This is a genomic window from Streptomyces sp. 2P-4, from assembly GCF_030167965.1.
Taxonomy (GTDB): Bacteria; Actinomycetota; Actinomycetes; order Streptomycetales; family Streptomycetaceae; genus Streptomyces; species Streptomyces globosus_A.
In genome coordinates this window covers 2,268,037-2,292,745 of sequence record NZ_CP095011.1, presented here as the reverse complement: position 1 = coordinate 2,292,745, position 24,709 = coordinate 2,268,037, and the positions used below count along the sequence as shown (strand labels likewise).

The window sequence follows — 24,709 nt, the reverse complement described above, 5'->3', positions numbered from 1 at the left end:
GCGCGGGTCCGGATCGCCGGGCCGGATCGCCGGGCCGCGTTACACGTCCCGCCGGCCCACGACCGCGTACGACCCTGCGACGGCGGCGCCGGCCACGGCGACGATCAGCACCAGCTGGGCCCAGTTGCCCGGCAGGCCGCCCACCTCGGAGGTGGGCAGACCGAACATCTGCATGATGGCGACCGGCGCGTTGTAGCGCAGGATCAGGTTGCCGAGCGGGGTGAGGCTCTCCCACATCGTCAGCATCCCCCCGACCACCGGCGGGAGCATGACCAGGCCGAGCATCACGGCGATGGCCCCGGCGGAGTGCCGCACGACGGCGCCGATCGCGAGGCCGAGCACCCCGAGCAGGGTGATGTACAGGCACCCGGCGAGGGCGGCGAGCCACTCGCCGGCGGTCTGGTGCGCATCCGGGCTGTCCACCGCGATCATCGAGGCGATCCCGACCACCGCGACCGAGGCGCTGACGACCGTGAAGGCGACCGCGGAGAAGACGAGGTACTTGGCGGTCAGCACGCGGGCCCGGTCGGGGGCCGCGGTCAGCGTCGTGCGGATCAGCCCGGTGGCGTACTCGGAGGTGACCGTGAGCACGCCGAGGACGATCACCGCGATCTGCCCCACCAGCAGCCCGAAGACGGCGGCCGCGGTGTGCGGTGGGTTGACGTAGCCGGCGGGGTCCTCGGTCTCGCCGACCGCGAGCAGGCCGATGCCGACGACGAGGAGGACCAGCGCGCCCAGCGTCCACAGGGTGGAGCGCACGGAGACCATCTTGGTCCACTCGGAGGCGAGGGCGTGCCCCAGGTGCGGCCGGGGCTCGGGCAGCGGCGGGTCCTGATCCTGCGGCTGGTCCGGGAGGGCGGCGGGGCCGGTCATCGGGTGTCCTCGGGGTTGTTCGGTGCGGTGCCGGCGGTGCCGGCGAGCTCGGCGGCGCTGCCGGGCATCAGGAAGGGCTTCCCGCCCGCGCCGGGCGGCGGGGGAGCGAAGAAACCATCCTGCGGAACCTCGGGCGCCGCGGCGCCGTCCTCCCAGTCGGGCAGGGCCAGCGGGTCCGGCTCCCAGAGCTCGGCGCGCGGGTCCTCGGTGGAGGTGTACTCGACGGAGGACTGCGTCATCCGCATGTACGCCTCCTCCAGCGAGGCCCGGTGCGGGGACAGCTCCCACAGGCGTACGCCCGCCCCGTGCGCGAGGTCCGAGATGTGCGGCAGCTCCAGGCCCGTCACGCGCAGTGCCCCGTCGGGCTCCTGCAGCACCCTGCCGCCCGCCGCCGTCAGGGCCGCGGCCAGCGCCTTCCGGCCATCCTGATCATTGCCGGCCGCGCGGACCCGCGCGAATCCGGCCGAGTTGTGGGCGATGAACTCCTGGGTGCCCATGTCGGCCAGCAGCCGTCCGCGGCCGATGACGATGAGGTGGTCGGCGGTCAGCGCCATCTCGCTCATCAGGTGCGAGGAGACGAAGACGGTGCGGCCCTCGGCGGCCAGCTGCCGCATGAGGTTGCGCACCCAGAGGATGCCCTCGGGGTCGAGGCCGTTGACCGGCTCGTCGAAGAGCAGTACCCGGGGGTCGCCGAGGAGGGCGGTGGCGATGCCGAGGCGCTGGCCCATGCCGAGGGAGAAGCCCTTGGTGCGCTGCCGGGCGACGTCCTGGAGGCCGACGACGGCCAGCACCTCGTCCACCCGCTTCTCCGGGATCCCGGACAGCTGGGCGATGGACAGCAGGTGGGTGCGGGCGCGGCGGCCGCCGTGGACGGCCTTCGCGTCGAGGAGGGCGCCGACGTTGCGCTGGGCGTTGCCGAGCTCGCGGAAGGGCCGGCCGTTGATCGTGACCTGGCCGGAAGTGGGCTGGTCCAGGCCGAGGATCATGCGCATGGTGGTCGACTTGCCGGAGCCGTTGGGCCCCAGGAAGCCGGTCACGTGGCCGGGCCTGACCTGGAAGGACAGCTGGTCGACCGCGGTCTTGGCGCCGAAGCGCTTGGTCAGGCCGACTGCCTCGATCATTGCTCTGCCCCTTGCCCGGCGGACGGCTTTCGTCCGAGTTAAGGGTTAAGAGGATAGCCAGGAGCCTGCGGTTCCGCGCAGGGCCGGATCCCTGAGGCGTCCCTGAGGCGGACCCGGGAATGACCCGTAGTACGGCCGGGGAGAGCGGTGTCCGCCTCCCGGGGGAGGGCGGGTGCGGGGTCCGCCCTGAGACGGACCCCACAGCGGGGGGCGGACCCCACAGCGGGGGACGGACCCCGCAGCGGGGGACGGGCCCCGCCGGCGGGGCCCGTCCCCCGGAGGGGGCTGCCGTCAGGCGTCGCGCGTGCGCAGGACCGCGTACCCGGCCGCCACGGCGAGGGCCGCCCAGGCGACCATGATCCCGAAGCCGCCCCAGGGGCCGTAGGGCGGCTCGGAGCCGTCCAGCACAGCCGGGACGGTCTGCATGATCCGGCTGCCGGCCACGTTCGGGAAGAAGTACGCCACCTTCTGCGTGGCGTCGACCGAGCCGAGGATCGGGGAGACCAGGAAGAAGAGGGGCAGCAGGATGCCGAGCGCCAGCATCGAGCTGCGCAGCACCATCGTCAGGCCCATGGCGAACACCGCGATGACCGCCATGTAGAGCCCGGCACCGAAGACCGCGCGCAGGACGTTCGGCTCGCCGATGCCGATGCTGTGCTCACCCAGCAGGGCCTGGCCGGTGAAGAAGGACACGAAGCTCGTGGCCAGGCCCACGGCCAGCGCGAGGGCGGTGGCCACGAGCAGCTTCCCGGCCAGGAAGGAGCCGCGGCGGGGCACCGCCGCGAGCGAGGTGCGGATCATGCCGGTGCTGTACTCGGTGCCCACGACCAGGACGCCGAAGACGATGACGGCGGCCTGCCCCAGCGTCATGCCGGCGAAGCTGGACATCGTCGGGTCGAAGGAGAGCTGCTGCTCCTTCGGCATGTTCTCGAACTGCGAGTTGATGAAGACGCACAGCAGCGCGCTCATGCCGACCGTGACGACCGCGGCGGCCGCCAGGGTCCAGACGGTGGAGCCGACGGTGCGGATCTTGGTCCACTCGGACCGGAGGACTGCGGGGAAGGACATGGTCACCGGCCGCCCTTGCGGGTCGTTTCGGTCCCGGCGCCCCATACGGGGGCGTCGGCCGGACGGGCCTGGCTGCCGACACCGGCGGCCGGGGCGCCGGGGGCGTGGGCGTGGTACTCGACGGAGTCCGCCGTCATGCGCATGAACGCTTCCTCCAGTGAAGCCCGCTGCGGGCTGAGTTCGTGCAGCACGATGCCGTGCCGGGCGGCCAGTTCACCGAGCTGTTCGGACGCCACGCCGTCGACCTCGAGGGCGCCGGAGTCCGGGAGGGCGGTCGCCGCGATCCCCTCCGCGTGCAGGAGGTCCTTCAGCTGCTCCTGCTGGGGCGAGCGCAGCCGTACGAAGCTGCGCGAGTTGTGCTGAATGAATTCGGCCATCGACATGTCGGCCAGAAGCTTTCCCTGGCCGATAACGATCAAATGGTCGGCGGTCAGTGCCATCTCGCTCATCAGGTGCGAGGAGACGAACACCGTCCGCCCTTCGCCGGCCAGCCCCTTCATCAGGTTGCGGATCCAGAGAATTCCCTCCGGGTCCAGGCCGTTGACCGGCTCGTCGAACATGAGGATCTCCGGATCGCCGAGCAGGGCGGCAGCGATGCCCAGCCGCTGCCCCATGCCGAGCGAAAATCCTTTCGACTTCTTCTTCGCGACGGCCGTCAGGCCGACGAGGTCGAGGACCTCGCCGACGCGGCTCGCCGGGATCCGGTTCGACTCGGCCAGGCACAGCAGGTTGTTGTAGGCGCTGCGGCCGCCGTGCATGGCCTTCGCGTCCAGGAGTGCACCGATGTGCTTCAGGGGCTCCGACAGGTCCCGGTAGTGCTTGCCGTCGATCCTGACCGTCCCGCTCGTCGGGTTGTCGAGGTCGAGCATCATGCGCATGGTCGTGGACTTCCCGGCCCCGTTCGGGCCGAGGAAGCCGGTGACCACCCCCGGTTTGACCTGGAAGCTGAGGTTGTCGACGGCGGTCTTGGCGCCGAATCGCTTGGTAAGGGCCTCTAGCTCGATCATGAGGCTTACGCTAAAGCGCCCGAGGGCCCCGCGCCACCTCGAACGGGTGACGCGGGGCCCTCGGGACGACGTCTCGCCGCGGATCGGCCGACGGCGCGTCAGGACACCTCTGACCAGGCAGGAGCAGCGGCGGGGCGCCGCCTCGCACCTAGCGGGTCTGCTGCGCGGGGACCCCGCGGGAGACCGGCTCGTCGTCGATCGGGGAGCCGGCGGCCGCCACCGCGGCACCGGTCAGAGTCGCCAGCATCTCGCGAACGTTGGTCAGCTGGGCGTTGATCGAGTCGCGGCGGTTGGTCAGCGCCGCCAGCTCGCGCTCCGACTCGCTGCGGATGCGGTCCGCCTTCGCGTTGGCGTCGGCCACGATGTCCTCGGCCTGGCGCTGCGCGGTCTCCACCGTCTGGCGCGCCCGGCGCTCGGCGTCCGTACGCAGCTTCTCGGCTTCCAGGCGCAGCTGCTCGGCGCGGTGCTCGATCTCCGCCAGCCGCTTCTCGGCCTTCGCCTGGCGGGAGGCCAGGTCGCGCTCGGACTGCTCGCGGCGCTTGGCCAGGTTGGTCTCGAAGTCGGCCGCGGCCTGGGCGGCCTTGGCGCGGGTCTCCTCGAACAGCGCGTCGGCCTCCTCGCGCTTGGAGGCCGCGTCCTTCTGGGCCTCGGCGCGCAGGGTGGCCGCGTCGCCCTTGGCCTTCTCGACGATGCGGACGCCCTCGTCCTCCGCCTTCGACTTGCGGTCCGCGGCGAACGACTCGGCGTCGTTGCGCACCTGCTGGGCCGCCGACTCGGCCAGCTCGCGGTGCTGCTCGGCCGCCCGGCGGGCCTCCTCACGCAGGTCCTTGGCCTCCTCCTCGGCGAGCCGCAGGATCTTCTCGACCCGCGCGCCGAGGCCCGCGTACGACGGCTCCGCGTCGCTCACCTGGGCCTGGGCGTTCTGCGTTTCGAGATGCAGCTCCTCGATCCGCTTTTCCAGGGCACTGATACGGCCGAGGGCGCTGTCGCGGTCGGAGACCAGCTTGGCAATGCGGTCGTCCACCTGACCGCGGTCGTAACCACGCCGCACGAGCTCGAAGCCGAAGGGGGAGGAAGTGTCGCTCATGGGGTTCCTGTCGAAGTGAGACCGATGAGGTGCTACGTGAGGTGTTAGGGGAATCCTAGGCGCCCGAACGGCGTGTCATCGAGTCAATCCGCGTTTGATCTGGACAATGACACCCCTTTTGAGTGGCAAGACGGCAGAATGCTTATCACTCGTTCGGATGAACCTTCATCAGGTGCTCACCCTTCGGACACCGCTCACCCGTCCGAGGACTTGCCCCCCGAGCGGGACGACCCCGCCGCAGCTCCGGCCTTCACGCCCCCCGGGCCCTGTGAGACCACCGAGGCCTTGCCGCCCGAAGGCGCCTCGAAAGACTCCAACGCCTCAAGAACGTCCTGGACACGGGAGATCTCCGCCTGGATGTCCTCGCGGCGGCGCACCAGCACCTCCAGCTCGCGCCGGCCCTCCTCCACGATCCGCTCGGCCTCCGCCTTCGCCTCGGCGAGCGCGGCCTCCGCCTCGCGGGCCAGCTCGGCCTTCTTCTGCTCCGCCTCCTTCAGCAGCGTCTCCGCCTTGCGGACCGCCGCGATGCGCACCTTGCCCGCCTCGCTGCTCGCGTCCGACAGCATGGTCTTGGCCTTGTTCTCGGCCTCGACGCTCTGCTCCGTCGCCGCGCGGACCAGCTTGTCGACGCGCTCGCCGGCCGACTTCATCTGCTCGGCCGTCTCCCGGCGGGCGCGCTCGTGCAGCTCCTCGATCTCGCTCTCGACGCGGCTGCGCAGCTCCTCCGCCCGCTCCCTTATGGCGGCGGCGTCCGACCGCGCGCCGACCAGCAGCTCGTCCGCGTCCGTACGGGCCTTCTCGACCAGCGAGTTGCCCTCGACGGTCGCCTCCGACGTGATCCGGGCCGCCTCCTTGCGGGCGGCGTCGACCATCGCGTCGGCCTGCTCCTCCGCGGCCGCCGTCGCCGCCACGGCCTTCGCCTTCGCGTCCGCGGCGAGCTGCTCCGCCTCCGCCGCCGCCTCGGTGATGAGCCGGTCCACCTGCTCCGCGGCCTCGGTACGCCGCTTGCCGGCCTCCTCGCGCGCCTCGTCCAGCAGCCGGTCGGACTCCTCGCGGGCCTCCGTGCGGGTGCGCTCCGCCTCGGCGGCCGCCTCCGTCCGGACCCGTTCGGCCTCCGCCCGGGTGCGGGCGGCGTGCTCCTGCGCCGACGACAGCGCCTCCGACGCCTCGGCGCGCAGCCGCTCGGCCTCCGCCGCGGCCTCGCCGACGGTGCGCTCGTTGTCCCGGCGCGTCTGCGCGGTGAGCCTGTCGGCCTCCGCGGACGCCTCGGTGACGAGCCGGTCCGCCTGCTCGGCGGCCTCGGTGCGCAGCCGGCCCGCCTCCGCGCGCGCCTCGTCGAGGGTCTGCTCCGCCTCGCGCTCGGCCGCGGCGAGCGTCTCGTTCGCCGCGACGGTGAGGCGCTCCGCCTCCGCGGTGGCCTCGCCGATGATCCGGCCGCCCTCGGCACGGGCGTCGTCGAGGGCCTGCGCCGCCTCGGTGCGCAGCCGCTCGGCCTCCTCGGCCGCCTCGGCGATCGTCAGCTCGTTCGCCGCGCGCACCTCGTCGACCAGGCGGTCGCCCTCGTTGCGGGCGTCCACCAGGACGCGGGCGGCGTCCCGCTCGGCGGCCGCCATCGTGTCGGCGGCCTGCCGGGTGAGCTTCTCGGCCTTCGCCTCCGCGGCGGCGAGCGCCGCCTCGTTCGCGGCGCGCGTCTCCTCCGTGAGCCGCTCCGCCTCGGAGACGGCCTCGGTGACGAGCCGGTCCGCCTGCTCGGCGGCCTCGGTGCGCAGCCGGCCCGCCTCCGTGCGCGCCTCGTCCAGGGTGGCCGCGGCCTCGGTGCGCGTGGCCTCGGCGGCCTCCGCGGCCTCGGCCGTGAGCCGCTCCGCCTCCGCCGCCGCCTCCGCCACGGTGGCCTCGTTGGCCGCGCGGGTCTCCGCGGTGAGCCGCTCGGCCTCCGCCGTCGCGTCCGCGACGACCTGCGCGCCCTCGGCGCGCGAGGCCTCCAGTGCCTCCCCGGCCTCGCCGCGGATGCGGTTGGCGTCGTCGCGGGCGTCGGCCCGGGTGCGGGCGGCGTCCCGCTCGGCCGCCGAGAGCGCGTCGCTGGCCTCCGTACGCACCCGCTGGGCGTACTCGGCGGTGTCGCTGCGCAGCTGCTCCGCCTCGGCGATCGCGTCCGCGACCGTCCGCTCGGCGAGCGCCTTCGCCGCGTCCGTCTCGTTCCGCGCCTCGGTGCGGATGCGGTTGGCGTCCTCGGTGGCGCGCTCCCGCTCGTCGTACGCGTCCGAACGGACCCGGGCGGCCTCCTCCTCGGCCTCCGTCCGCGTACGCTCCGCCGCGTGCTCGGCGGCGCTGCGCAGCCCGGCGATCTCCTCCTCGGCCTGCTCGTGCAGCCCGGCCACGGCGTCGCGTACCTGCTGGGCGGTGGCCTCGGCCGCCGCGACCAGCTCCGCGGCGCGCCGTTCGGCCTCCTCGGTCAGGCGGGCCGCCTCGGCCTGCGCCTCCTCCGAGCGCTTGCGGGCCGCGGCGAGCAGCTCCTCGCTCTGCTCGCGGGCCTGGGCGCGCTCGCTCTCCGCGTCGGTCCGCGCCGACGCGAGGGTCTCCTCCGCCTCCCGGCGCCGCCGGGCCGCTTCCTCCCGGGCGGCGGCCAGCGCCTCCGCGGCCTCCTCGGCGACCCGCTCGGCGGCGGCCTTCGCCTCCGCGCGCAGCCGGTCCGCGGTCTCCTGGGCCTCCGAACGCACCCGCTCGGCCTCGGTCTCGGCCTCGCTGCGCAGCCGTACGGCCGCCTGCTCGGCCTCGGCGCGGACCCGGCCCGCGTCCTCGGCGGCCTCCGTGCGCAGCCGGTCCGCCTCCGCCTCCGACTGGGCCTGGAGGGTGCGGATCCGCTCGGCGGCCTCGGCGCGGAGCCGGTCGGCCTCCTCGGCGGTCTCGCGGCGGATGCCTTCCGCGGCGCCGCGGGCGTCGCGCAGTGTCTGCTCGGCCGTCGCCAGCCGGGTCTCCGCCTCGCCGTGCAGCCGGGACAGCTCCGCCTCGGCCTCGTTCCGCTTCGCGGCGAGGGCCTGCTCGGTCTCCTCGCGGCGGGCCGCGGCCGCGGCGTCCGCCTCGGCGCGGACGGCCTCGGCCTGCTCCTCGGCCTCCGAGCGCAGCCGCTCGGCCTCCGCGCGGGTGCGCTCCAGGGTCTCCTCGGCCTGCCGGCGCAGCGTGGTGGCCCGCTCGACGGCCTCCGCGCGCACCCGCTCGCTCTCGGCGGCGGCGCCGGAGCGCAGCTCGTCCGCGTCGGCCTTGGCCTTGCCGAGCAGCTCCTCGGCGGTCTTCGCCGCCTCCTCGATCTGCTGGACGGCCTCGCGGCGGGCCTCGCCGCGGATCCGCTCGCCCTCGGCGACGGCCTCGGCGCGCAGCTGCTCGGCCTCGCCGCGCAGCCGCCGCGCCTCCGCCTGGAGTTCGACGGTGCGGGCCCGGTACTCCTCGGTGTCGTCCTTCGCGGCGCCCTTGAGCTCCGCGGCCGCGTCCGCCGCCTGGGCGCGCAGCCGCTCGGCCTCCGCCTCGGCCTCGCGGCGGATCCGCTCCGCCTCCTCGGACGCGGCGCGGGTGGTGGCGCGGGCGTCCTCCGAGGCCTTCGTCAGGATGTCCTCGGCGGTGCGGGCGGCCTTCGCGAGCTGTGCGGCGGTGTCCTCGGCCGCGGCGGCGCGGGCCTGCTCGGCGGCCTCGGCGCGCTGCCGCTCCACGTCGGCCCGGGCGTCCGCGAGGACCTGCTCGGCCTCCGCCTTGAGCGCCTCGGCCTCCTTGGTGGCCTCGCCGACCAGCCGGGCGACCTGCTCCTTGGCGGTGCGGGTGCGCTGCTCGTTGACGGACTCCGCCGAGGCGAGCTGCCGGGCGGCGCTCTCCTTGGCCTCCGCGAGGACCCGTTCGGCCTCGGTGCGGGCCTCGCGCAGGGCGCCCTCGGCCTCCTGGACGCGCTGCTCGGCCACCCGGCCGAGGTCCAGGGTCTGCCGGCGGGTCTGCTCGGCCTCCGCGGTGGTCGACGACCGCAGCCGCTCCGCGTGCTCGGTGGCCTCCTGGGCCTGCGCCGACGCGGCGGTCAGCAGCCGCTCGGCCTCCTTGCGGGCGCGCAGCAGCGTCGCCTCCGCCTCGGCGCGGGCCGCCTCGGCGTCGGCGGCGAGCCGGCGGCGGGTCTCCTCGGCGACCCGGGCGGCCTCGGCGCGGGCGGCGTTCAGGGCCTGCTCGGCCTCGGCGCGGGACTCGTCCATGAGCCGGCGTGCCTGCGCCTCGGTACGGGCGCGCAGCTGCTCGGCCCAGGCCACGTTCTCGTTGACGTGCGCCTCGACGGTCTGGCGGCGCTCGTTGAGCTCCTGGTCGAGCCGCTGGCGGCGGTTGACGGCCTCGGCGTGCAGCTCGGCTTGGAGGCGCGCCTGGTGCTCGGCGTGTTCCTGGAGGATGCGCTGGGTCTGCGCCCGGGCGTCGCGCAGCTCGCGCTCGGCGTCCGAGCGCATCTGGTCGGCCTGCACCTGGGCGTCGCGCAGCAGCCGTTCGGCCTGGTAGCCGATGTCCTGGCCGTCGTACGCGGGGCGGGACGCGAGGGCCCGCCGCACCTCGTGCAGCTTCGCGCGGAGGACCTCGACCTGGTAGCCGAGGTCCTCGGCGTGCTGGACGGCCTTTCCGCGCTCCTTCTTCAGCCGCTCCATCTCCGCTTCGAAGAGCGAGAGGTGATCGGCCTCAGCCTGAAGGCTCTCCTGGCTTTCGTAGCCCCGCACAGCGCGGTCCCATCCGTCCCCTGGTCGCAAGCTCACTCCCAAATGAGCACCGTCCGCCCGCTGAACGGCGCCCCCGGGGAATGGTGTCAGATACCGGGGCAGGGGTCACAGGCCCCGACCCCGTCTGAAGCACCGAACCCCGGCCGAGCCACGGCCACTCTACCGGCCGGGGAATGGGGACATCAGTGCTGCGGGTTGGAGGTGACCAGTTCGGTCAGGACGCCGTGGCAGTCCTTGGGGTGGAGGAAGGTGATGGAGGACCCCATGGAGCCGGTGCGGGGGGCGTCGTAGAGGACCCGGACGCCCTTGCCGCGGATGGCCTCCGAGTCGCCGTGGACGTCCTCGGTGCCGAAGGCGATGTGGTGGACGCCCTCGCCGTTCTTGGCCAGCCACTTGGCCACGGTCGAGTCCTCGCGCACGGGTTCGAGGAGCTGGATGTAGGAGGCGCCGCCGTCCGAGGTGCCGTTGATCCGGAGCATGGCCTCGCGGACACCCTGCTCCTCGTTGACCTCGGTGTGGAACACCTCGAAGCCGTACGTGGCACGGTAGAACTCGACGGTCTTGTCCAGGTCGAAGCAGGCGATCCCGATGTGGTCGATTCTTGTCAGCATGGGACCAGTGCACCGCCGAGGAGGCCTGTCACGCAACGTGCCAGCGATCACACCCACTGCCCGGTGACGGCGCGGGTACCGCTCAGTACATTCGGGTAAACCCTCGTTCACTCCTCATCCTCAAGGGGCTGTGCTCCATGTCCGGAACGAACAACACCACGTCCGTGATCGTCGCCGGGGCCCGCACGCCCATGGGGCGGCTGCTCGGCTCGCTGAAGTCCTTCTCGGGTGCCGACCTCGGCGCCGTCGCCATCAAGTCCGCCCTGGAGCGGGCCGGCATCTCCGGCGACCAGGTGCAGTACGTGATCATGGGCCAGGTCCTCCAGGCGGGCGCGGGCCAGATCCCCGCCCGCCAGGCCGCCGTCAAGGCCGGCATCCCGATGAACGTCCCCGCGCTGACGATCAACAAGGTGTGCCTCTCCGGCCTCGACGCCATCGCCCTGGCCGACCAGCTGATCCGCGCCGGCGAGTTCGACATCGTCGTCGCCGGCGGCCAGGAGTCCATGACCAACGCCCCGCACCTGCTGCCCGGCTCCCGCGAGGGCTTCAAGTACGGCGCGATCGGCATGCTCGACGCTATGGCCCACGACGGCCTCACCGACGCCTTCGAGGGCATCGCCATGGGCGAGTCCACGGAGAAGCACAACGCGCGCCTCGGCATCGAGCGCGGCCCGCAGGACGAGTTCGCCGCGGCCTCCCACCAGCGCGCCGCGGCCGCCCGCAAGAACGGCGTCTTCGACGCCGAGATCACCCCGGTCGAGATCCCGCAGCGCAAGGGCGAGCCCGTCCTCTTCGCCGAGGACGAGGGCATCCGCCCCGAGACCACGGTGGAGTCGCTCGGAAGGCTGCGCCCGGCGTTCGCCAAGGACGGCACGATCACCGCGGGCACCTCCTCGCAGATCAGCGACGGCGCCGCCGCCGTCGTCGTGATGAGCAGGGCGAAGGCCGAGGAGCTCGGCCTGGAGTGGCTGGCCGAGATCGGTGCCCACGGCAACGTGGCCGGCCCGGACAACTCGCTCCAGTCGCAGCCGTCGAACGCGATCCGGCACGCGCTGCAGAAGGAGGGGCTGGAGGTCTCCGACCTGGACCTCATCGAGATCAACGAGGCCTTCGCGGCGGTCGCCGTGCAGTCAATGAAGGACCTGGGCGTGACCCCGGAAAAGGTGAACGTCAACGGCGGCGCGATCGCCCTGGGCCACCCGATCGGCATGTCCGGCGCCCGCGTGGTCCTGCACCTGGCGCTGGAGCTGAAGCGCCGGGGCGGCGGCGTCGGCGCGGCCGCCCTGTGCGGCGGCGGCGGCCAGGGCGACGCCCTGATCGTCCGGGTCCCCGAGGCCCGGTAACGCAGCACCCGTCCCGGGCCCCGCATCCGCGGGGCCCCAGCGAGAACCGAGGAGCGCAGCACGCATGACGGTGGACGTCCCCCAGCTGGTGGCCCAGGCGCGGGAGGGCCGGCCGAGAGCGGTGGCCCGGCTGATCTCGCTGGTCGAGGGGGCGTCCCCGCAGCTGCGCGAGGTCATGGCCGCCCTGGCCCCGCTCACGGGCGGGGCGTACGTGGTGGGCCTGACCGGCTCGCCGGGCGTCGGCAAGTCCACGTCCACCTCGGCGCTGGTCACGGCGTACCGGAGGGCGGGGAAGCGGGTCGGCGTCCTGGCCGTCGACCCGTCCTCGCCGTTCTCCGGCGGCGCGCTCCTGGGCGACCGGGTGCGCATGTCGGACCACGCCTCGGATCCCGGCGTGTACATCCGCTCCATGGCCACCCGCGGCCACCTGGGCGGGCTGGCGTGGGCCGCGCCGCAGGCGATCCGGGTGCTGGACGCCGCCGGATGCGACGTGATCCTGGTCGAGACGGTCGGCGTCGGCCAGTCGGAGGTGGAGATCGCCTCGCAGGCCGACACGTCGGTGGTGCTGCTGGCGCCCGGCATGGGCGACGGCATCCAGGCAGCGAAGGCGGGCATCCTGGAGATCGGCGACGTGTACGTGGTCAACAAGGCCGACCGCGACGGCGCGGACGCCACGGCCCGCGAACTGAACCACATGCTGGGCCTCGGCGAGGCCAGGGCGGCGGGCGACTGGCGGCCGCCGATCGTCAAGACGGTCGCGGCCCGCGGCCAGGGCGTCGACGAGCTGGTCGAGGCCCTGGAGAAGCACCGGGCCTGGATGGACGAGCACGGGGTGCTCCAGCAGCGCCGCGCGGCCCGTGCGGCGCGCGAGGTGGAGACCATCGCCGTGACCGCGCTGCGGGCCCGCATGGCGGACGTGCACGGGGACGCCCACCTCGGCGGCCTGGCCGCCCGGGTGGCCCGGGGTGAACTCGACCCGTACGCCGCCGCGGACGCCCTGCTCGCCACGCTCACGGAGGGCTGAGCCGGGCCGGCGCCGCGCCGCATGCGGGCCGGGCCGGGCGACCGTAGACTGACGGCGCCCGGAATGCCCCGGTTCGAGCCCCTGCAAGGGAGTGCGCATGGCGAAGAGAGGCAACAAGAAGCGAGCACGCAAGAAGAAGAAGGCCAACCACGGCAAGCGCCCCAACGCCTGACCGCGGCCCCGGCCGGACACGGCGAAGGCCGCGCCCCCGTGCGTACGGGGGGCGCGGCCTTCGCCGGTGAGGTGGGGCGAGGCGGTGCGGGCCGGAGTCCGGCGGCGGTCTACGCGCGATGCGCGGCGGCCCGCCGGAGCCGCGGATGCGCCGCCGCGGCCTCAGCCCTTGCCGCGCTGGTCCCGCAGGTGCGCCGCGACGGGCTCCAGCGAGGACCGCAGCGCCGCCAGGGCCTCCGGCGGCAGCAGGTCGATGAAGTGCCGGCGGACGGACGCCACGTGGTGCGGGGCGACCTTCCGCATGAGCTCCATGCCCTCGTCGGTCAGGACGGCGTACAGCCCCCTGCGGTCGGACTCGCAGTTCACGCGGACGACCAGGCCGGCCGCCTCCATGCGCGTGATCTGGTGGGACAGCCGGCTCTTGGACTGGAGCGTCGACGTGGCGAGGTCGCTCATCCGCATCCGGTGGTCCTCGGACTCCGAGAGGTTCACCAGGATCTCGTAGTCGTTGATGGTGAGTCCGAAGGGCTGGAGATCCTTTTCCAGCTGGTGCATCAGCAGCCTGCTCACGTCCAGGTGGGTCCGCCAGGTGCACTGCTCGGCGTCGGTAAGCCAGGGGGTCCCCCCGGACGGAGTCTGGGGGAGGGGGGCCGTCTCGGTCTCCATGGTCTCCATGAATGAACTCTACCTAAGAAAGTTGAATGACGTACAAAATCGGGGAAACCGGCGCTCACAGCCCCAGGCGCCGCTGGAAATCGCCCAGCTGACCCGGCATGCGCACGCCGAGCTGGCCCAGCGGGCCCTGGCCGCCGTGTCCGCCATGGCCCGCGCCGGCCCCGGGAACGCCCGGTTCCGCGCCGACCGTGCCGACCGGCCGCTCCGCCATCAGCGCCTCCGAAGACTGCAGGAGCACCGTCCCGGCCCCGACGAACTCGAACTGGTGCTCCTCGCCCGAGGATCCGCCGATGCCGGTGAGCGAACGGATTCCGCCCAGTACGCCCGACATGTACCCGTGGTCGTAATGGTGACAGGGTGAGGGGCAGTCCGCCCACCCGACCAGGGCCTGCGGGTCCACGCGCAGCGGCGGCTCCATGAAGACCACCGGACCGTTGGACGCCGCAACGAACTTCCCGGTTCCGATCAGCGTCAGGAAGCCCGGGACGATCGACTGCTTCAGTGCCAGGGACGGCTGGTAGGCCAGCAGGTTCCCGGCCCGGATCGTCAGGTTGCCGTCGTCGAGGTCGTACGAGTTCACGTCGTAGGCGCGGTCGGCCAGCAGCATCTTGCCCTGGCCCTCGGCGACCACCCAGTCACCGGCGTGCAGCGGCGAGTGGAAGCTGGTGCGCAGCAGCCGGTCGAAGCGGCCGTGCCCGACGCCGTCGAACTCGATCCGGCCGTAGTACGCGATCATCTTGCCCTTCTGCAGCAGCCACTGGCTGCCCTTGAGCTCCACGCAGAAGGTGTACGGGTTCACGTTGTCGTCGGACGGCAGCGAGTACGGGTCGAAGACCGCCGGGCCGCCCGGCCCTCCGGTCACGGGGCCAAAGTTCACAGCTTCTCCTCCGAGGCCTGCACGTACACCGCACCCTGGCCCGACAGCTCCAGCTGGAACGCCTCGCCCGAGCCGCGCCCCACCATGTCGCGCCACCCGAGCGCGGTGGAGAGCTTGTTCCTGACGTCCCCGTGGTGGGCCACGTACGCCTGCGGGTCCACGTGGACCGGGCGGTTCGGGGTGATGGGGAGCTCGATCACCCCGCCGTGCGCCATCACGGCCACCGAGCCGTGCCCCTTGAGGGTGGTGGTGAACAGGCCCTGCCCGGTCACCTGGCCGCGCACCATGCCCATGACACCGCCCTGCGAGCCCATGAACATCGTGCCCTGCTGGAGGGTGCCGTCGAAGGCCAGCAGCCGGTCCGCCTCGACGTACAGCTTCTCGCCGGTGAGGTTGACGACCTGGACGTGGTGGCCGCCGTGGCCGAACATCACCGTCCCGCTGCCCTCCACCGTCATCAGCGGCGTCTGCTCGTTCGCCACGCGCCGGCCGATCATGCTCATGACGCCGCCCTGGCCGCCGGTGATGCTCGGCGTGAACGACACGCTGCCGCGGTAGGCGAGCATCGCGCCCCGCTGGCTGTACAGGGTCTGCCCCGGCACGATCTGCGCCTCGACCATCTTGGAGTTGATCTCGCGGAACGGCATCAGATGTCGCCCCCGACGGTGTTGCGCTCGCTGGGCTGCACGTACACCAGGCCCTCGCCCTCGAAACGGATCTGGAACGCCTCGCCGGAGCCCTCGCCGATCAGCGTGCGGAAGGTCACCCCCGACTGGAACGACTGCCGCAGGTCGCCCGTGTGCGCGATGTACGCCCCCGGGTCGACGGACAGCGGGTACTGGCCGCTGACGCGCAGCACCACCGCCGGGCCGTCCGACATGATCGCCGCCTGCCCGGTGCCCTCGACGGTCGTGGTGAACAGGCCGTTGCCCGTCGCCCCGCCGCGCAGGCCGGTGAAGGTGGTGCCGGTGCGCAGGCCGGCGTCGGTGCACAGGAGGTTGCTGGACTCGACGTACAGCTTCTCGCCGTGCAGGCTGACCAGGTTGATCTCGCTCGCGCGGTCGGCGAAGAAGCACGTGCCGTGCCCCTGTACCTCCATCACCGTCATCTGCTCGCCGGTCAGCCGGCGCGTCACCATGCCGCGAAGGCCTTCGCCGCCGCCTGTCATCTTCTTGAAGGCCATCTGGCCGTCGTACGCAACCATGGAGCCGTTCTTCGCTTTCACGGCATCCCCGGTCAGGTCGACGGCGAGCACCTTGCTGCCTTGGAGTCGGAACTGAGCCACGGGATGACGTTAGCCGCACCGCGCGGACGCGAATAGGGCCCCTCCTCGGACACCGGCACCGGCCGGACGGCGGCGGCACGGCCGGGACCGGGCCCCCGGGTCAAGATCCGGCAAAGAGGCTGAGACACTGGGACGGCCCCGAGCCGCCACCCCCGAAGGTTGAAGATGGACATCAAGACCGCCTCCGCCCTGCACCGGCTGCGCCTCGTCTCGGTCCCCGAGGCGCTGTCGTTCCCGGCCCTGCTGATCTTCGGCTCGCTGCTGAGCCGGATCTCGGACATCGACTACCTGATGCCGCCGCTGGGCGCCCTGCACGGCTTCCTCTTCGTCGTGTACGTGCTGTTCCTGCTGGACGTGTGGAACAAGGCGAAGTGGCCCTTCAAGAAGGCGGCCCTGTTCTTCCTCCTCGCGGTGATCCCCTTCGGCGGCCTGTACGGCGACCGCATCCTCAAGCGCGACGAGGCCGAGATCGTCGCGGCCGCCCGAACCGACCGCGAAGCGGCGAACGCCTGATCGTCGCGTTCTCGGTGACCCCGCGGAGCACGCGCACCGCATCCGCGACGCACTCGCCGAAGGCGGCCGCCGTGGAACGCCACCCGGCCTGACGTGCGCCGCCGTTCGGCCGCTTCCGGTGCAGGGCCGAACGGCCCTGCGGCAGGAGCGGGCCGAGGTTCCCGCGGCGGCCTGCGGTTGCGTGCCAGGTCCCCGATGCGGGGCCCTTGCGCGTGCGGAGTCCGGCCCCGTGCGGTAGCGGGCTCCGGCGGCGGGCCCCGTCCGGGCGGGGCCGAGTCCCCGGCGCCGCCTCCCGTACGGCTCCCCGCTCCCGTCCCCCTGTACGGCCGTCCCCGCGGCCCGCGGGTCACCCGTTCGGCCCTGTCAGGGGCGCGCGGCGCGGAAACCCCCCGTCGGGTGAGCCCCGTTCGACACCCCCTTCCGGGTCCCCTTTCGTGGGGGTACCAAGCCTCGGCTTCAAGCACCGGGAGGGGCCGTGCGACCGGACGACGACTACGACTACGAGCTCCACAGCCGTCTCGCCGGTCCGTTCGCGGACCCGGGCAGCACCGGGCGGCGGGTCCGGTACCGGACGCTGCTCTCGCGGGAGGAGCGGGGCACGCGAATACGGGCCGTCCTGCTGATGGCGCTGGCGCCCGTCGCCGCCGCCGGGCTGCTCCTCTACCTCGTCTGGCCCTCGCACCGCACGGTCCGCGAGGGCGGCGAGTGGTGGCTGGTGCACCTGGACACCGCGATGCTCGGCTGCATCGGCGTGATCATGCTCTTCATGCTGGTCAACGTCGTGTCGATCGCCCACGCGACGATGACCGCCCGGGACCCCGTCCCCGTACCGCCCGAGCCCGGGACCCGGGTCGCGTTCCTGACGACGTACGTCCCCGGCAAGGAGCCCCTCACCATGGTGCGGGACACCCTCCGGGCGGCCGTGGACCTGCGCCACGACGGGCACCTCGACGTGTGGCTGCTCGACGAGGGCGACGACCCCGAGGCCAGGGCGCTGTGCGCCGAGCTCGGCGTGCACCACTTCACCCGCAGGGGAGTGCCCGCCTGGAACACCGCGCGCGGCCCCCACCGGGCGCGCACCAAGCACGGCAACTACAACGCCTGGCTCGCCGCGCACGGCGGCGCCTACGAGTTCCTCGCCTCCGTCGACACCGACCACCGCCCGCTGCCGAACTACCTGGAGCGGATGCTCGGCTACTTCCGCGACCCCGACACCGCCTTCGTCGTCGGCCCGCAGGTGTACGGCAACTACACCGCCGCCGTCACCAGGGCCGCAGAGTCCCAGCAGTACCTCTTCCACGCGCTGATCCAGCGGGCCGGCAACCGCTACGGCGCGCCCATGTTCGTCGGCACCAACAACGCCGTGCGGATCAGCGCCCTCCGGCAGGTCGGCGGGTTCCGGGACTCCATCACCGAGGACATGGCCACCGGCTTCGAGATGCACCGCCGGCGCAACCCGGCCACCGGCCGGTTCTGGCGGTCGGTCTACACCCCGGACGTGCTCGCCGTCGGCGAGGGCCCGGCCTCCTGGACCGACTTCTTCACCCAGCAGCTGCGCTGGTCCCGGGGGACGTACGAGACCCTCCTCAAGCAGTACGGGAAGGGCTTCTTCCGGATGCCGCCGGGCCGGCTCCTCAACTACACGCTGATGCTCGTCTACTACCCGATGACGGCCGTGAACTGGCTCCTCGGCGTCCTCAGCTGCGTGCTGTTCCTGTGGTTCGGGGCCTCCGGCACCCAGGTCTCCGCCGACGTGTGGCTGATGCTCTACACCGACGCCGCCGCCCTCCAGGTCGGCCTCTACCTGTGGAACCGCCGGCACAACGTCTCGCCGCACGAGCCCGCCGGCTCCGGCGGACTGGCCGGCATCGCGATGTCCGCCGTCTGCGCGCCCGTCTACCTCGCCTCCCTCACCTCCGCCGTGCTGCGCACCGAGGGGCGGTTCGTCGTCACCCCCAAGGGCGCCGCCGCCGGCACCGACCGGGCGGCCTCCTTCCGCATCCACTTCGCCTGGGCGGCCGTCCTGGCCGTCTCCCTGGCGGCCTCCGCCCGCCTCGGCCACACCCACGCCGCGATGCGCACCTGGGCCGTCCTCGCGCTGCTCGTCTGCCTGGCCCCGCCCGCCGTGTGGGCGGCGTCGGTGCTGCGCGCCCGCCGGGCCGCCGCCCGGTCCCGCACCCCCGAGCCGGGCCGCGGCGCCGGGCCCGGCGACGAGCCGGAGGCGGCGTTCGCCCCGACAGGAGGGAACTGACCCATGGCCTACCGCCCCTCACGGCAGTTCAAGAACACGCTGCTCGGCACCGCGGCCGTGGTCGTCCTCGCGGCGCTCAACGCCCCCGCCGCGCTGTCCTTCGCGCAGGAGCGCTACCACGCGTACCGGATCGCGCAGCCCTCCTACCGGCTCGAGTACGGCTCCTGGTCGCTCGTCGACCTGCCGAAGGACCGCCGCATCAACGCCATGCACGCCGCCCTCCTGCACACCGGCAAGGTCCTGCTGATCGCCGGCTCGGGCAACGACCAGGAGAACTTCGACCAGGGCACCTTCGAGACGGTCCTGTGGGACCCGCGCACCGACACCTTCAAGAAGATCCCGACACCGGAGGACTTCTTCTGCGCCGGCCACAGCCAACTCCCCGACGGCCGCCTCCTCGTGGCCGGCGGCACCGCCCGGTACGAGGTCCTCGACGGCAAGGTGACCCGGGCGGGCGGCGCCATGCGCGTCAAGAACGAGAGCCCCGACAAGGCGGTCACCCTGCGCAAGGGCACCCGCTTCCGGTCGCCGTCCGGCGTCGAGTACGCCTCCCGCTTCGACGTCACCGTGCCGAAGGCGAAGCGCGAGTTCGAGATCACGTACGGCCGGGACGGTCAGGCACTGCCCTGGAAGACGAAGGTGACGGCCTCCGAGGCGCGCGTCTTCGTCGAGGCGGTCGAGCCGGGCGCCCGCGGGCTGACCACGCAGGCCGCCCAGTACGCGGTCGTCGGGCTGAAGGGGAAGGACGCCGACAACGTCTACGGCCTCGCCGAGCGGCTCAGCACCGACAAGCAGGACTTCCAGGGCATCAGGTCCGCCTACGAGTTCGACCCGGTCGCGGAGCGGTACGTGCCCGTCGCCCCCATGGCGGACGCCCGCTGGTACCCCACGCTCGTCGCACTCCCCGACGGGCGGGCGCTCGCGGTGTCCGGGCTCAACGACGTCGGGGACGTCGTCCCCGGCGACAACGAGTTCTACGACCCGAGGACCCGCACCTGGAGCAAGGGCCCCTCCCGCTACTTCCCCACCTACCCCTCCCTCTTCCTCCTCCAGGGCGGCAAGCTGCTCTACACCGGCTCCAACGCGGGCTACGGCCCCGCCGACAAGGGCCGCGAGCCCGGCGTGTGGGACCTGGCAGCCAACACGTTCACCCCGGTCCGCGGGCTCGCGGACGCCGACCGGCTGGAGACGTCCGCGTCGGTGCTGCTGCCGCCCGCGCAGGACCAGAGGGTGATGGTGCTCGGCGGCGGCGGGGTCGGCGAGTCCAGGCTGTCCACGGCCAGGACGGCGATCGTCGACCTGAAGCAGCCCGCGCCCGCCTTCCGGCCCGCGGCCCCGCTGCCGCAGGGCACCCGCTACCTGAGCAGCGTGCTCCTCCCCGACGACACCGTCTTCACGACCGGCGGCTCCCGCGACTACCGCGGCCGCAGCGCCAGCGACATCCTCAAGGCGCAGTTCTACGACCCCCGCACCGACGCCTTCACGGCCGCCGCCGCCCCGACCGTGGCCCGCAACTACCACTCGGAGGCGCTGCTGCTGCCCGACGGGCGGGTGGCGACCTTCGGCTCCGACCCGCTCTTCGCGGACAAGGACAACACCCGGCTCGGCAGGTTCGAGCACCGCCTGGAGGTGTACTCCCCGCCCTACCTGCACCGCGACCCGGCCGCCCGGCCGGAGCTCGGGGCGGGGCCGGACACGGTCGGCGCGGACGGCCGCGCCACCTTCGCGACGGCGCACCCGGAGCGGATCGCGCGGGCGCGGCTGATGCGGCCGAGCGCGGTCACCCACACCACCGACGTGGAGCAGCGCTCCGTGGAGCTCGGTGTGGCCCGCGGGGACGGCTCGGCCACCTTCACGGTGCCGTCCGACCCGACGCTCGTCCCGCCCGGCTGGTACATGCTGTTCGCGGTCGATGCGGCCGGGACGCCGTCCACCGCGAAGTGGATCAAGGTGCCGGTGCGGGCGGCTGCTGCCGAACCGGAGCGGTGACGGAACGGCAGGGCGTCCGGCTCACTGCACGGCGCGGCCGGCTCACTGCACCGCGCGGCGGGCCAGGCCGAGCGCGTAGTCGGGCCACCAGGTGCCCGCCGCCGGCCCCCCGCGGCAGGTGCCGTCCGACTCGCCCGGCCGCTTGACCCACAGGTACGCGTCCACGAGCGGGTCGCCCGTCCGGTCGGTCGGCGGGGCGCCGAGCGCGCGGCCCGGCGGATTGCACCAGGCCTCGGGCCCGCCGCCCGGCAGCGGGCCCGCCCCGTTGCGGCTGGTGTCGACGACGAAGTGCTTGCCGCCGGTCGCCGCCGAGATCCGCGCCCCGTACGCGCGGGCCGCCTCGACGGGCTGGAAGTTGGCGGTGTTCAGCGCGAACCCGTCGGCCCGGTCGAGCCCGGCCCGGCGCAGGGGATCGACGAGCCGCTGCGGATCGGGCAGCCAGGCCGGGTTCCCGGCGTCCAGGTACACCTTCGTGTGCGGGTTGCGCTTGAGCCGGGCCACGGCCTCGGAGAGCAGCGCGAACCGCTCCCCGTGCAGGGCGGCCGGGGTGCAGCCGTCGACGACGTGCGGGACGGCGTCGGGCTCCAGGACGACGACGGCCTTCGCCGACCCCACCGCGTCGGCGAACCTGCCGATCCACGCCCGGTACGCGGCGGCGTCCCGGGCGCCGCCCGCCGAGTGCTGGCCGCAGTCGCGGTGCGGGATGTTGTACGCGGTGAGGACCAGGGTCCGGCCCGCGGCCGCGGCGCCGGCGGCCGCCCGGCGGATGGCGGGCGCCGGATCGCCGCCGGCGCCCCACAGGGCCATCGGCCGCTCCGAGATCCGCCGCAGCACCTGGGCGTCTGCGGCCCGGCCGCGGCCCTCCCAGTCGGCGACCTGGCGGGCGGCGTCGCTGTCCGGGTCCACCCAGAACGGGGACCCGCCGCCCGCGGCGGCGTCGGCGGCGCCGTCCGCCTGCCGGTCCGCCGAACGGGACGGAGGTGCGGACTCCGGCTGCGGTGCCGAGCACGCGGGCGCCGCGGCGAGCAGCAGCGCCAGGCCCGCGGCGGCGGCGAAGGGTCTGCGGGGGCGGCTTCGGCCAGGCATCCGGCTTCCTCGGGGCGCAGGGGCGGCTCGCGGACCGGGCCATGGTGACACGGCCGCCGCACCACCCGGCCGACCCGCGCCCGGCCGCGCCCCCGCTCTCCCTCCCCCGGCGGTCACGGCCGCCCCGGCTCAGCCCGACGGGGGAGCGCCGGCGGCCGCGAGGCGTCCCCTGCCCGGCCCTGCTGCTCCGCTTCGGCACCCGTACCCGCCGCGCGGTCCCGGCGGCGCCGAAGGGGACGTACGACCGAGGAGTGAGACGGGCCCCGCCGCCAAATGACCGCCGGGTAGGGTCGGATGCGTGTCCAAGCCGCTCAGTCTCCCCTTCGATCCCATCGCCCGCGCCGACGAGCTCTGGCAGCGGCGCTGGGGACCCGCCCCCGCGATGGCCGCGATCACCTCGGTCATGCGGGCGCACCAGATCCTGCTCGGCGAGGTCGACGCCGTCGTCAAGCCGTACGGACTGACCTTCGCGCGGTACGAGGCGCTCGTGCTGCTCACCTTCTCCAAGGCCGGCGAGCTGCCGATGTCGAAGATCGGCGAGCGCCTGATGGTGCACCCGACGTCGGTGACGAACACGGTGGACCGGCTGGTGCGCTCCGGCCTGGTGGCCAAGCGCCCCAACCCCAACGACGGCCGCGGCACCCTGGCGTCGATCACGGAGAAGGGCCGCGAGGTCGTCGAGGCGGCGACGAAGGACCTGATGGCGATGGACTTCGGGCTGGGCACGTACGACGCCGAGGAGTGCCAGGAGATCTTCGCGCTGCTGCGGCCGCTGCGCGTGGCCGCCGAGGACTTCCGCGAGGGGTAGCAGGGCTCACACGGCCCGGGGGCGGATCGGCCGCAGGGGGCGGCTAGGCTCGTGGCCATGAAGAAGAGCGTGCTGACCCGGTACCGGGTGATGGCCTACGTGACCGCCGTCATGCTGTTGATCCTCTGCGGCTGCATGGTCGCCAAGTACGGCTTCGACACCGGCGCCGACCTGACCTTCGTCGTGTCCCAGACGCACGGCGTCCTCTTCATGATCTACCTGGCGTTCGCGCTGGACCTGAGCTCCAAGGCCAAGTGGTCCTTCGGCCGGATGCTGTGGGTCATGGTCTCCGGGACCATCCCCGGCGCCGCCTTCTTCGTCGAGCGCAAGGTCCGCGCCGACGTCGAGCCCCTGATCACCGACGGCGGCCTGGCCCCCGCGAAGGCGTAGGCGCCCGCCGTTCCGGTGGAAACCCCGGGGAGCAGGAAGACTCCCCGGGGTTTCCCATCGACATTTACTAGGACGTCCTAGTAAATTCGAAGCATGGACGCTGACGCCATCGAGGAGGGCCGCCGCCGCTGGCAGGCCCGTTACGACAAGGCCCGCAAGCGCGAGGCCGACTTCACCACGCTCTCCGGCGATGCCGTCGACCCCGTCTACGGCCCCCGGCCCGGAGACGCGTACGAAGGTTTCGAGCGCATCGGCTGGCCCGGCGAGTACCCGTACACCCGCGGCCTGCACGCCACCGGCTACCGCGGCCGGACCTGGACCATCCGCCAGTTCGCCGGCTTCGGCAACGCCGAGCAGACCAACGAGCGCTACAAGATGATCCTGGCCGCCGGCGGCGGCGGGCTCTCCGTCGCCTTCGACATGCCGACCCTCATGGGCCGCGACTCCGACGACCCGCGCTCCCTCGGCGAGGTCGGCCACTGCGGCGTCGCCATCGACTCCGCCGCCGACATGGAGGTCCTCTTCAAGGACATCCCCCTCGGCGACGTCACGACCTCGATGACGATCTCGGGCCCCGCCGTACCCGCCTTCTGCATGTACCTCGTGGCCGCCGAGCGCCAGGGCGTCGACCCCGCCGTCCTCAACGGCACGCTCCAGACGGACATCTTCAAGGAGTACATCGCCCAGAAGGAGTGGCTCTTCGAACCCGAGCCGCACCTGCGCCTCATCGGCGACCTCATGGAGTACTGCGCCAAGGGCATCCCCGCCTACAAGCCGCTGTCCGTCTCCGGCTACCACATCCGCGAGGCCGGCGCGACCGCCGCGCAGGAGCTGGCGTACACCCTGGCGGACGGCTTCGGGTACGTGGAGCTCGGCCTCTCCCGCGGCATGGACGTCGACACGTTCGCGCCCGGCCTGTCCTTCTTCTTCGACGCCCACCTCGACTTCTTCGAGGAGATCGCCAAGTTCCGCGCCGCCCGCCGCATCTGGGCCCGCTGGATGAAGGAGGTCTACGGCGCGAAGAACGAGAAGTCGATGTGGCTGCGCTTCCACACGCAGACCGCCGGCGTCTCCCTGACGGCGCAGCAGCCCTACAACAACGTGGTGCGCACGGCCGTCGAGGCCCTCGCCGCCGTCCTCGGCGGGACGAACTCCCTGCACACCAACGCCCTCGACGAGACCCTCGCCCTCCCGAGCGAGCAGGCGGCCGAGATCGCCCTGCGCACGCAGCAGGTGCTGATGGAGGAGACCGGCGTCGCCAACGTGGCGGACCCGCTCGGCGGTTCCTGGTACGTGGAGCAGCTCACCGACCGCATCGAGGCGGACGCCGAGAAGATCTTCGACCAGATCAAGGAGCGCGGCCTGCGCGCCCACCCCGACGGCAGGCACCCCATCGGGCCGATCACCTCGGGCATCCTGCGCGGCATCGAGGACGGCTGGTTCACCGGCGAGATCGCCGAGTCCGCCTTCGCCTACCAGCGGGCGCTGGAGAAGGGCGACAAGCGGGTCGTCGGCGTCAACGTCCACCACGGCTCGGTCACCGGCGACCTGGAGATCCTCCGCGTCAGCCACGAGGTCGAGCGCGAGCAGGTGCGCGCCCTCGCCGACCGCAAGGCCGGCCGCGACGACGCGAAGGTGACCGCCTCGCTGAAGGCGATGCTGGACGCCGCGCGCGACGGCTCCAACATGATCCCGTCCATGCTCGACGCGGTGCGCGCCGAGGCCACCCTCGGCGAGATCTGCAACGCCCTGCGCGACGAGTGGGGCACCTACACGGAGCCGCCGGGCTTCTGAGCCCCTGCC

Annotated in this window: 21 protein-coding genes; 9 read left to right on the top strand and 12 right to left on the bottom strand. The window is 73.3% G+C overall.

Features of this window, described 5'->3' with window-relative positions; all coding sequences use genetic code 11:
• Positions 1–39 precede the first annotated feature (39 nt).
• From MUK52_RS09535 to mce, 7 genes are all read right to left on the bottom strand, one after another.
• Entirely contained in the window at positions 40–873 is an 834-nt protein-coding gene (locus MUK52_RS09535) for an ABC-2 transporter permease (protein WP_284575570.1), read from the bottom strand.
• Positions 870–1,994 (bottom strand): ABC transporter ATP-binding protein, encoded by a 1,125-nt coding sequence (locus MUK52_RS09530; protein ID WP_284575569.1) that lies wholly within the window; start codon positions 1,992–1,994, stop codon positions 870–872. Before MUK52_RS09530 ends, MUK52_RS09535 begins: the two co-directional genes overlap by 4 nt.
• Positions 1,995–2,285: 291 nt before the next feature.
• The gene (locus MUK52_RS09525; RefSeq protein ID WP_114054215.1) at positions 2,286–3,062 is read right to left on the bottom strand and encodes an ABC transporter permease subunit; all 777 of its coding nucleotides are present in this window, start codon (positions 3,060–3,062) and stop codon (positions 2,286–2,288) included.
• Between the two features lie 2 nt (positions 3,063–3,064).
• Positions 3,065–4,069: an ABC transporter ATP-binding protein gene (locus MUK52_RS09520; protein WP_114054216.1), complete on the bottom strand. Its 1,005-nt coding sequence runs from the start codon at positions 4,067–4,069 to the stop codon at positions 3,065–3,067.
• 148 nt (positions 4,070–4,217) lie between these two features.
• Positions 4,218–5,156: a coiled-coil domain-containing protein gene (locus MUK52_RS09515; RefSeq protein WP_114054217.1), complete on the bottom strand. Its 939-nt coding sequence runs from the start codon at positions 5,154–5,156 to the stop codon at positions 4,218–4,220.
• A gap of 194 nt (positions 5,157–5,350) precedes the next feature.
• Positions 5,351–9,883 (bottom strand): polarized growth protein Scy, encoded by a 4,533-nt coding sequence (gene scy / locus MUK52_RS09510; protein ID WP_284575568.1) that lies wholly within the window; start codon positions 9,881–9,883, stop codon positions 5,351–5,353.
• Between the two features lie 182 nt (positions 9,884–10,065).
• On the bottom strand, positions 10,066–10,494 hold the full coding sequence (gene mce, locus MUK52_RS09505; RefSeq protein ID WP_114054218.1) for a methylmalonyl-CoA epimerase: 429 nt from the start codon (positions 10,492–10,494) through the stop codon (positions 10,066–10,068).
• A gap of 137 nt (positions 10,495–10,631) precedes the next feature.
• Here mce and MUK52_RS09500 point away from each other — a divergent pair, with 137 nt between their 5' ends.
• The 3 genes from MUK52_RS09500 (at position 10,632) to MUK52_RS33280 (ending at position 13,033) form a co-directional block, all read left to right on the top strand.
• Positions 10,632–11,837: an acetyl-CoA C-acetyltransferase gene (locus tag MUK52_RS09500; protein WP_114054219.1), complete on the top strand. Its 1,206-nt coding sequence runs from the start codon at positions 10,632–10,634 to the stop codon at positions 11,835–11,837.
• 64 nt (positions 11,838–11,901) lie between these two features.
• Positions 11,902–12,861 (top strand): methylmalonyl Co-A mutase-associated GTPase MeaB, encoded by a 960-nt coding sequence (gene meaB / locus MUK52_RS09495; protein ID WP_114054220.1) that lies wholly within the window; start codon positions 11,902–11,904, stop codon positions 12,859–12,861.
• Between the two features lie 97 nt (positions 12,862–12,958).
• Positions 12,959–13,033 carry a 50S ribosomal protein bL37 gene (locus MUK52_RS33280; protein ID WP_099895366.1) on the top strand — a complete coding sequence of 25 codons (75 nt, stop codon included), beginning with the start codon at positions 12,959–12,961 and terminating at the stop codon, positions 13,031–13,033.
• Between the two features lie 161 nt (positions 13,034–13,194).
• On the opposite strand, the gene MUK52_RS09490 is transcribed toward MUK52_RS33280, so the two are convergent.
• The 4 genes from MUK52_RS09490 to MUK52_RS09475 form a co-directional block, all read right to left on the bottom strand.
• A complete protein-coding gene (locus MUK52_RS09490) occupies positions 13,195–13,698 on the bottom strand; it encodes a MarR family winged helix-turn-helix transcriptional regulator (RefSeq protein WP_114058475.1) in 504 nt (167 codons plus the stop codon).
• A gap of 64 nt (positions 13,699–13,762) precedes the next feature.
• On the bottom strand, positions 13,763–14,584 hold the full coding sequence (locus MUK52_RS09485) for an AIM24 family protein (RefSeq protein ID WP_246042335.1): 822 nt from the start codon (positions 14,582–14,584) through the stop codon (positions 13,763–13,765).
• On the bottom strand, positions 14,581–15,231 hold the full coding sequence (locus MUK52_RS09480; protein ID WP_284575565.1) for an AIM24 family protein: 651 nt from the start codon (positions 15,229–15,231) through the stop codon (positions 14,581–14,583). Before MUK52_RS09480 ends, MUK52_RS09485 begins: the two co-directional genes overlap by 4 nt.
• The gene (locus tag MUK52_RS09475; RefSeq protein ID WP_114054223.1) at positions 15,231–15,869 is read right to left on the bottom strand and encodes an AIM24 family protein; all 639 of its coding nucleotides are present in this window, start codon (positions 15,867–15,869) and stop codon (positions 15,231–15,233) included. Before MUK52_RS09475 ends, MUK52_RS09480 begins: the two co-directional genes overlap by 1 nt.
• Before the next feature lie 165 nt (positions 15,870–16,034).
• Here MUK52_RS09475 and MUK52_RS09470 point away from each other — a divergent pair, with 165 nt between their 5' ends.
• The 3 genes from MUK52_RS09470 (at position 16,035) to glxA (ending at position 20,622) form a co-directional block, all read left to right on the top strand.
• Complete coding sequence (locus MUK52_RS09470; RefSeq protein ID WP_114054224.1) at positions 16,035–16,382, top strand: DUF3817 domain-containing protein; 348 nt, start codon at positions 16,035–16,037, stop codon at positions 16,380–16,382.
• A 475-nt stretch (positions 16,383–16,857) separates the two neighbouring features.
• On the top strand, positions 16,858–18,633 hold the full coding sequence (locus MUK52_RS09465; RefSeq protein WP_284575563.1) for a glycosyltransferase family 2 protein: 1,776 nt from the start codon (positions 16,858–16,860) through the stop codon (positions 18,631–18,633).
• Positions 18,634–18,636: 3 nt separating this feature from the next.
• Complete coding sequence (gene glxA, locus MUK52_RS09460; RefSeq protein WP_114054226.1) at positions 18,637–20,622, top strand: radical copper oxidase GlxA; 1,986 nt, start codon at positions 18,637–18,639, stop codon at positions 20,620–20,622.
• 42 nt (positions 20,623–20,664) lie between these two features.
• On the opposite strand, the gene MUK52_RS09455 is transcribed toward glxA, so the two are convergent.
• On the bottom strand, positions 20,665–21,708 hold the full coding sequence (locus MUK52_RS09455) for a glycoside hydrolase family 6 protein (protein ID WP_114054227.1): 1,044 nt from the start codon (positions 21,706–21,708) through the stop codon (positions 20,665–20,667).
• Between the two features lie 298 nt (positions 21,709–22,006).
• Between MUK52_RS09455 and MUK52_RS09450 the strand changes: the two genes are divergently transcribed.
• From MUK52_RS09450 to icmA, 3 genes are all read left to right on the top strand, one after another.
• Positions 22,007–22,516, top strand: coding sequence for a MarR family winged helix-turn-helix transcriptional regulator (locus MUK52_RS09450; protein ID WP_114054228.1), 510 nt, complete (start codon positions 22,007–22,009; stop codon positions 22,514–22,516).
• 57 nt (positions 22,517–22,573) lie between these two features.
• Entirely contained in the window at positions 22,574–22,906 is a 333-nt protein-coding gene (locus MUK52_RS09445; protein ID WP_114054229.1) for a DUF3817 domain-containing protein, read from the top strand.
• Between the two features lie 93 nt (positions 22,907–22,999).
• Complete coding sequence (gene icmA, locus MUK52_RS09440) at positions 23,000–24,700, top strand: coenzyme B12-dependent isobutyryl-CoA mutase large subunit (RefSeq protein WP_114054230.1); 1,701 nt, start codon at positions 23,000–23,002, stop codon at positions 24,698–24,700.
• Positions 24,701–24,709 lie beyond the last annotated feature (9 nt).

Bases quoted from the DNA above. Each gene is read 5' to 3' on its own strand.
- MUK52_RS09535 (WP_284575570.1), bottom strand. From the start codon at position 873: ATGACCGGCCCCGCCGCCCTCCCGGACCAGCCGCAGGATCAGGACCCG.
- MUK52_RS09530 (WP_284575569.1), bottom strand. From the start codon at position 1,994: ATGATCGAGGCAGTCGGCCTGACCAAGCGCTTCGGCGCCAAGACCGCG.
- MUK52_RS09525 (WP_114054215.1), bottom strand. From the start codon at position 3,062: ATGTCCTTCCCCGCAGTCCTCCGGTCCGAGTGGACCAAGATCCGCACC.
- MUK52_RS09520 (WP_114054216.1), bottom strand. From the start codon at position 4,069: ATGATCGAGCTAGAGGCCCTTACCAAGCGATTCGGCGCCAAGACCGCC.
- MUK52_RS09515 (WP_114054217.1), bottom strand. From the start codon at position 5,156: ATGAGCGACACTTCCTCCCCCTTCGGCTTCGAGCTCGTGCGGCGTGGT.
- mce (WP_114054218.1), bottom strand. From the start codon at position 10,494: ATGCTGACAAGAATCGACCACATCGGGATCGCCTGCTTCGACCTGGAC.
- MUK52_RS09500 (WP_114054219.1), top strand. From the start codon at position 10,632: ATGTCCGGAACGAACAACACCACGTCCGTGATCGTCGCCGGGGCCCGC.
- meaB (WP_114054220.1), top strand. From the start codon at position 11,902: ATGACGGTGGACGTCCCCCAGCTGGTGGCCCAGGCGCGGGAGGGCCGG.
- MUK52_RS09490 (WP_114058475.1), bottom strand. From the start codon at position 13,698: ATGGAGACCGAGACGGCCCCCCTCCCCCAGACTCCGTCCGGGGGGACC.
- MUK52_RS09480 (WP_284575565.1), bottom strand. From the start codon at position 15,231: ATGCCGTTCCGCGAGATCAACTCCAAGATGGTCGAGGCGCAGATCGTG.
- MUK52_RS09470 (WP_114054224.1), top strand. From the start codon at position 16,035: ATGGACATCAAGACCGCCTCCGCCCTGCACCGGCTGCGCCTCGTCTCG.
- glxA (WP_114054226.1), top strand. From the start codon at position 18,637: ATGGCCTACCGCCCCTCACGGCAGTTCAAGAACACGCTGCTCGGCACC.
- MUK52_RS09455 (WP_114054227.1), bottom strand. From the start codon at position 21,708: ATGCCTGGCCGAAGCCGCCCCCGCAGACCCTTCGCCGCCGCCGCGGGC.
- MUK52_RS09445 (WP_114054229.1), top strand. From the start codon at position 22,574: ATGAAGAAGAGCGTGCTGACCCGGTACCGGGTGATGGCCTACGTGACC.
- icmA (WP_114054230.1), top strand. From the start codon at position 23,000: ATGGACGCTGACGCCATCGAGGAGGGCCGCCGCCGCTGGCAGGCCCGT.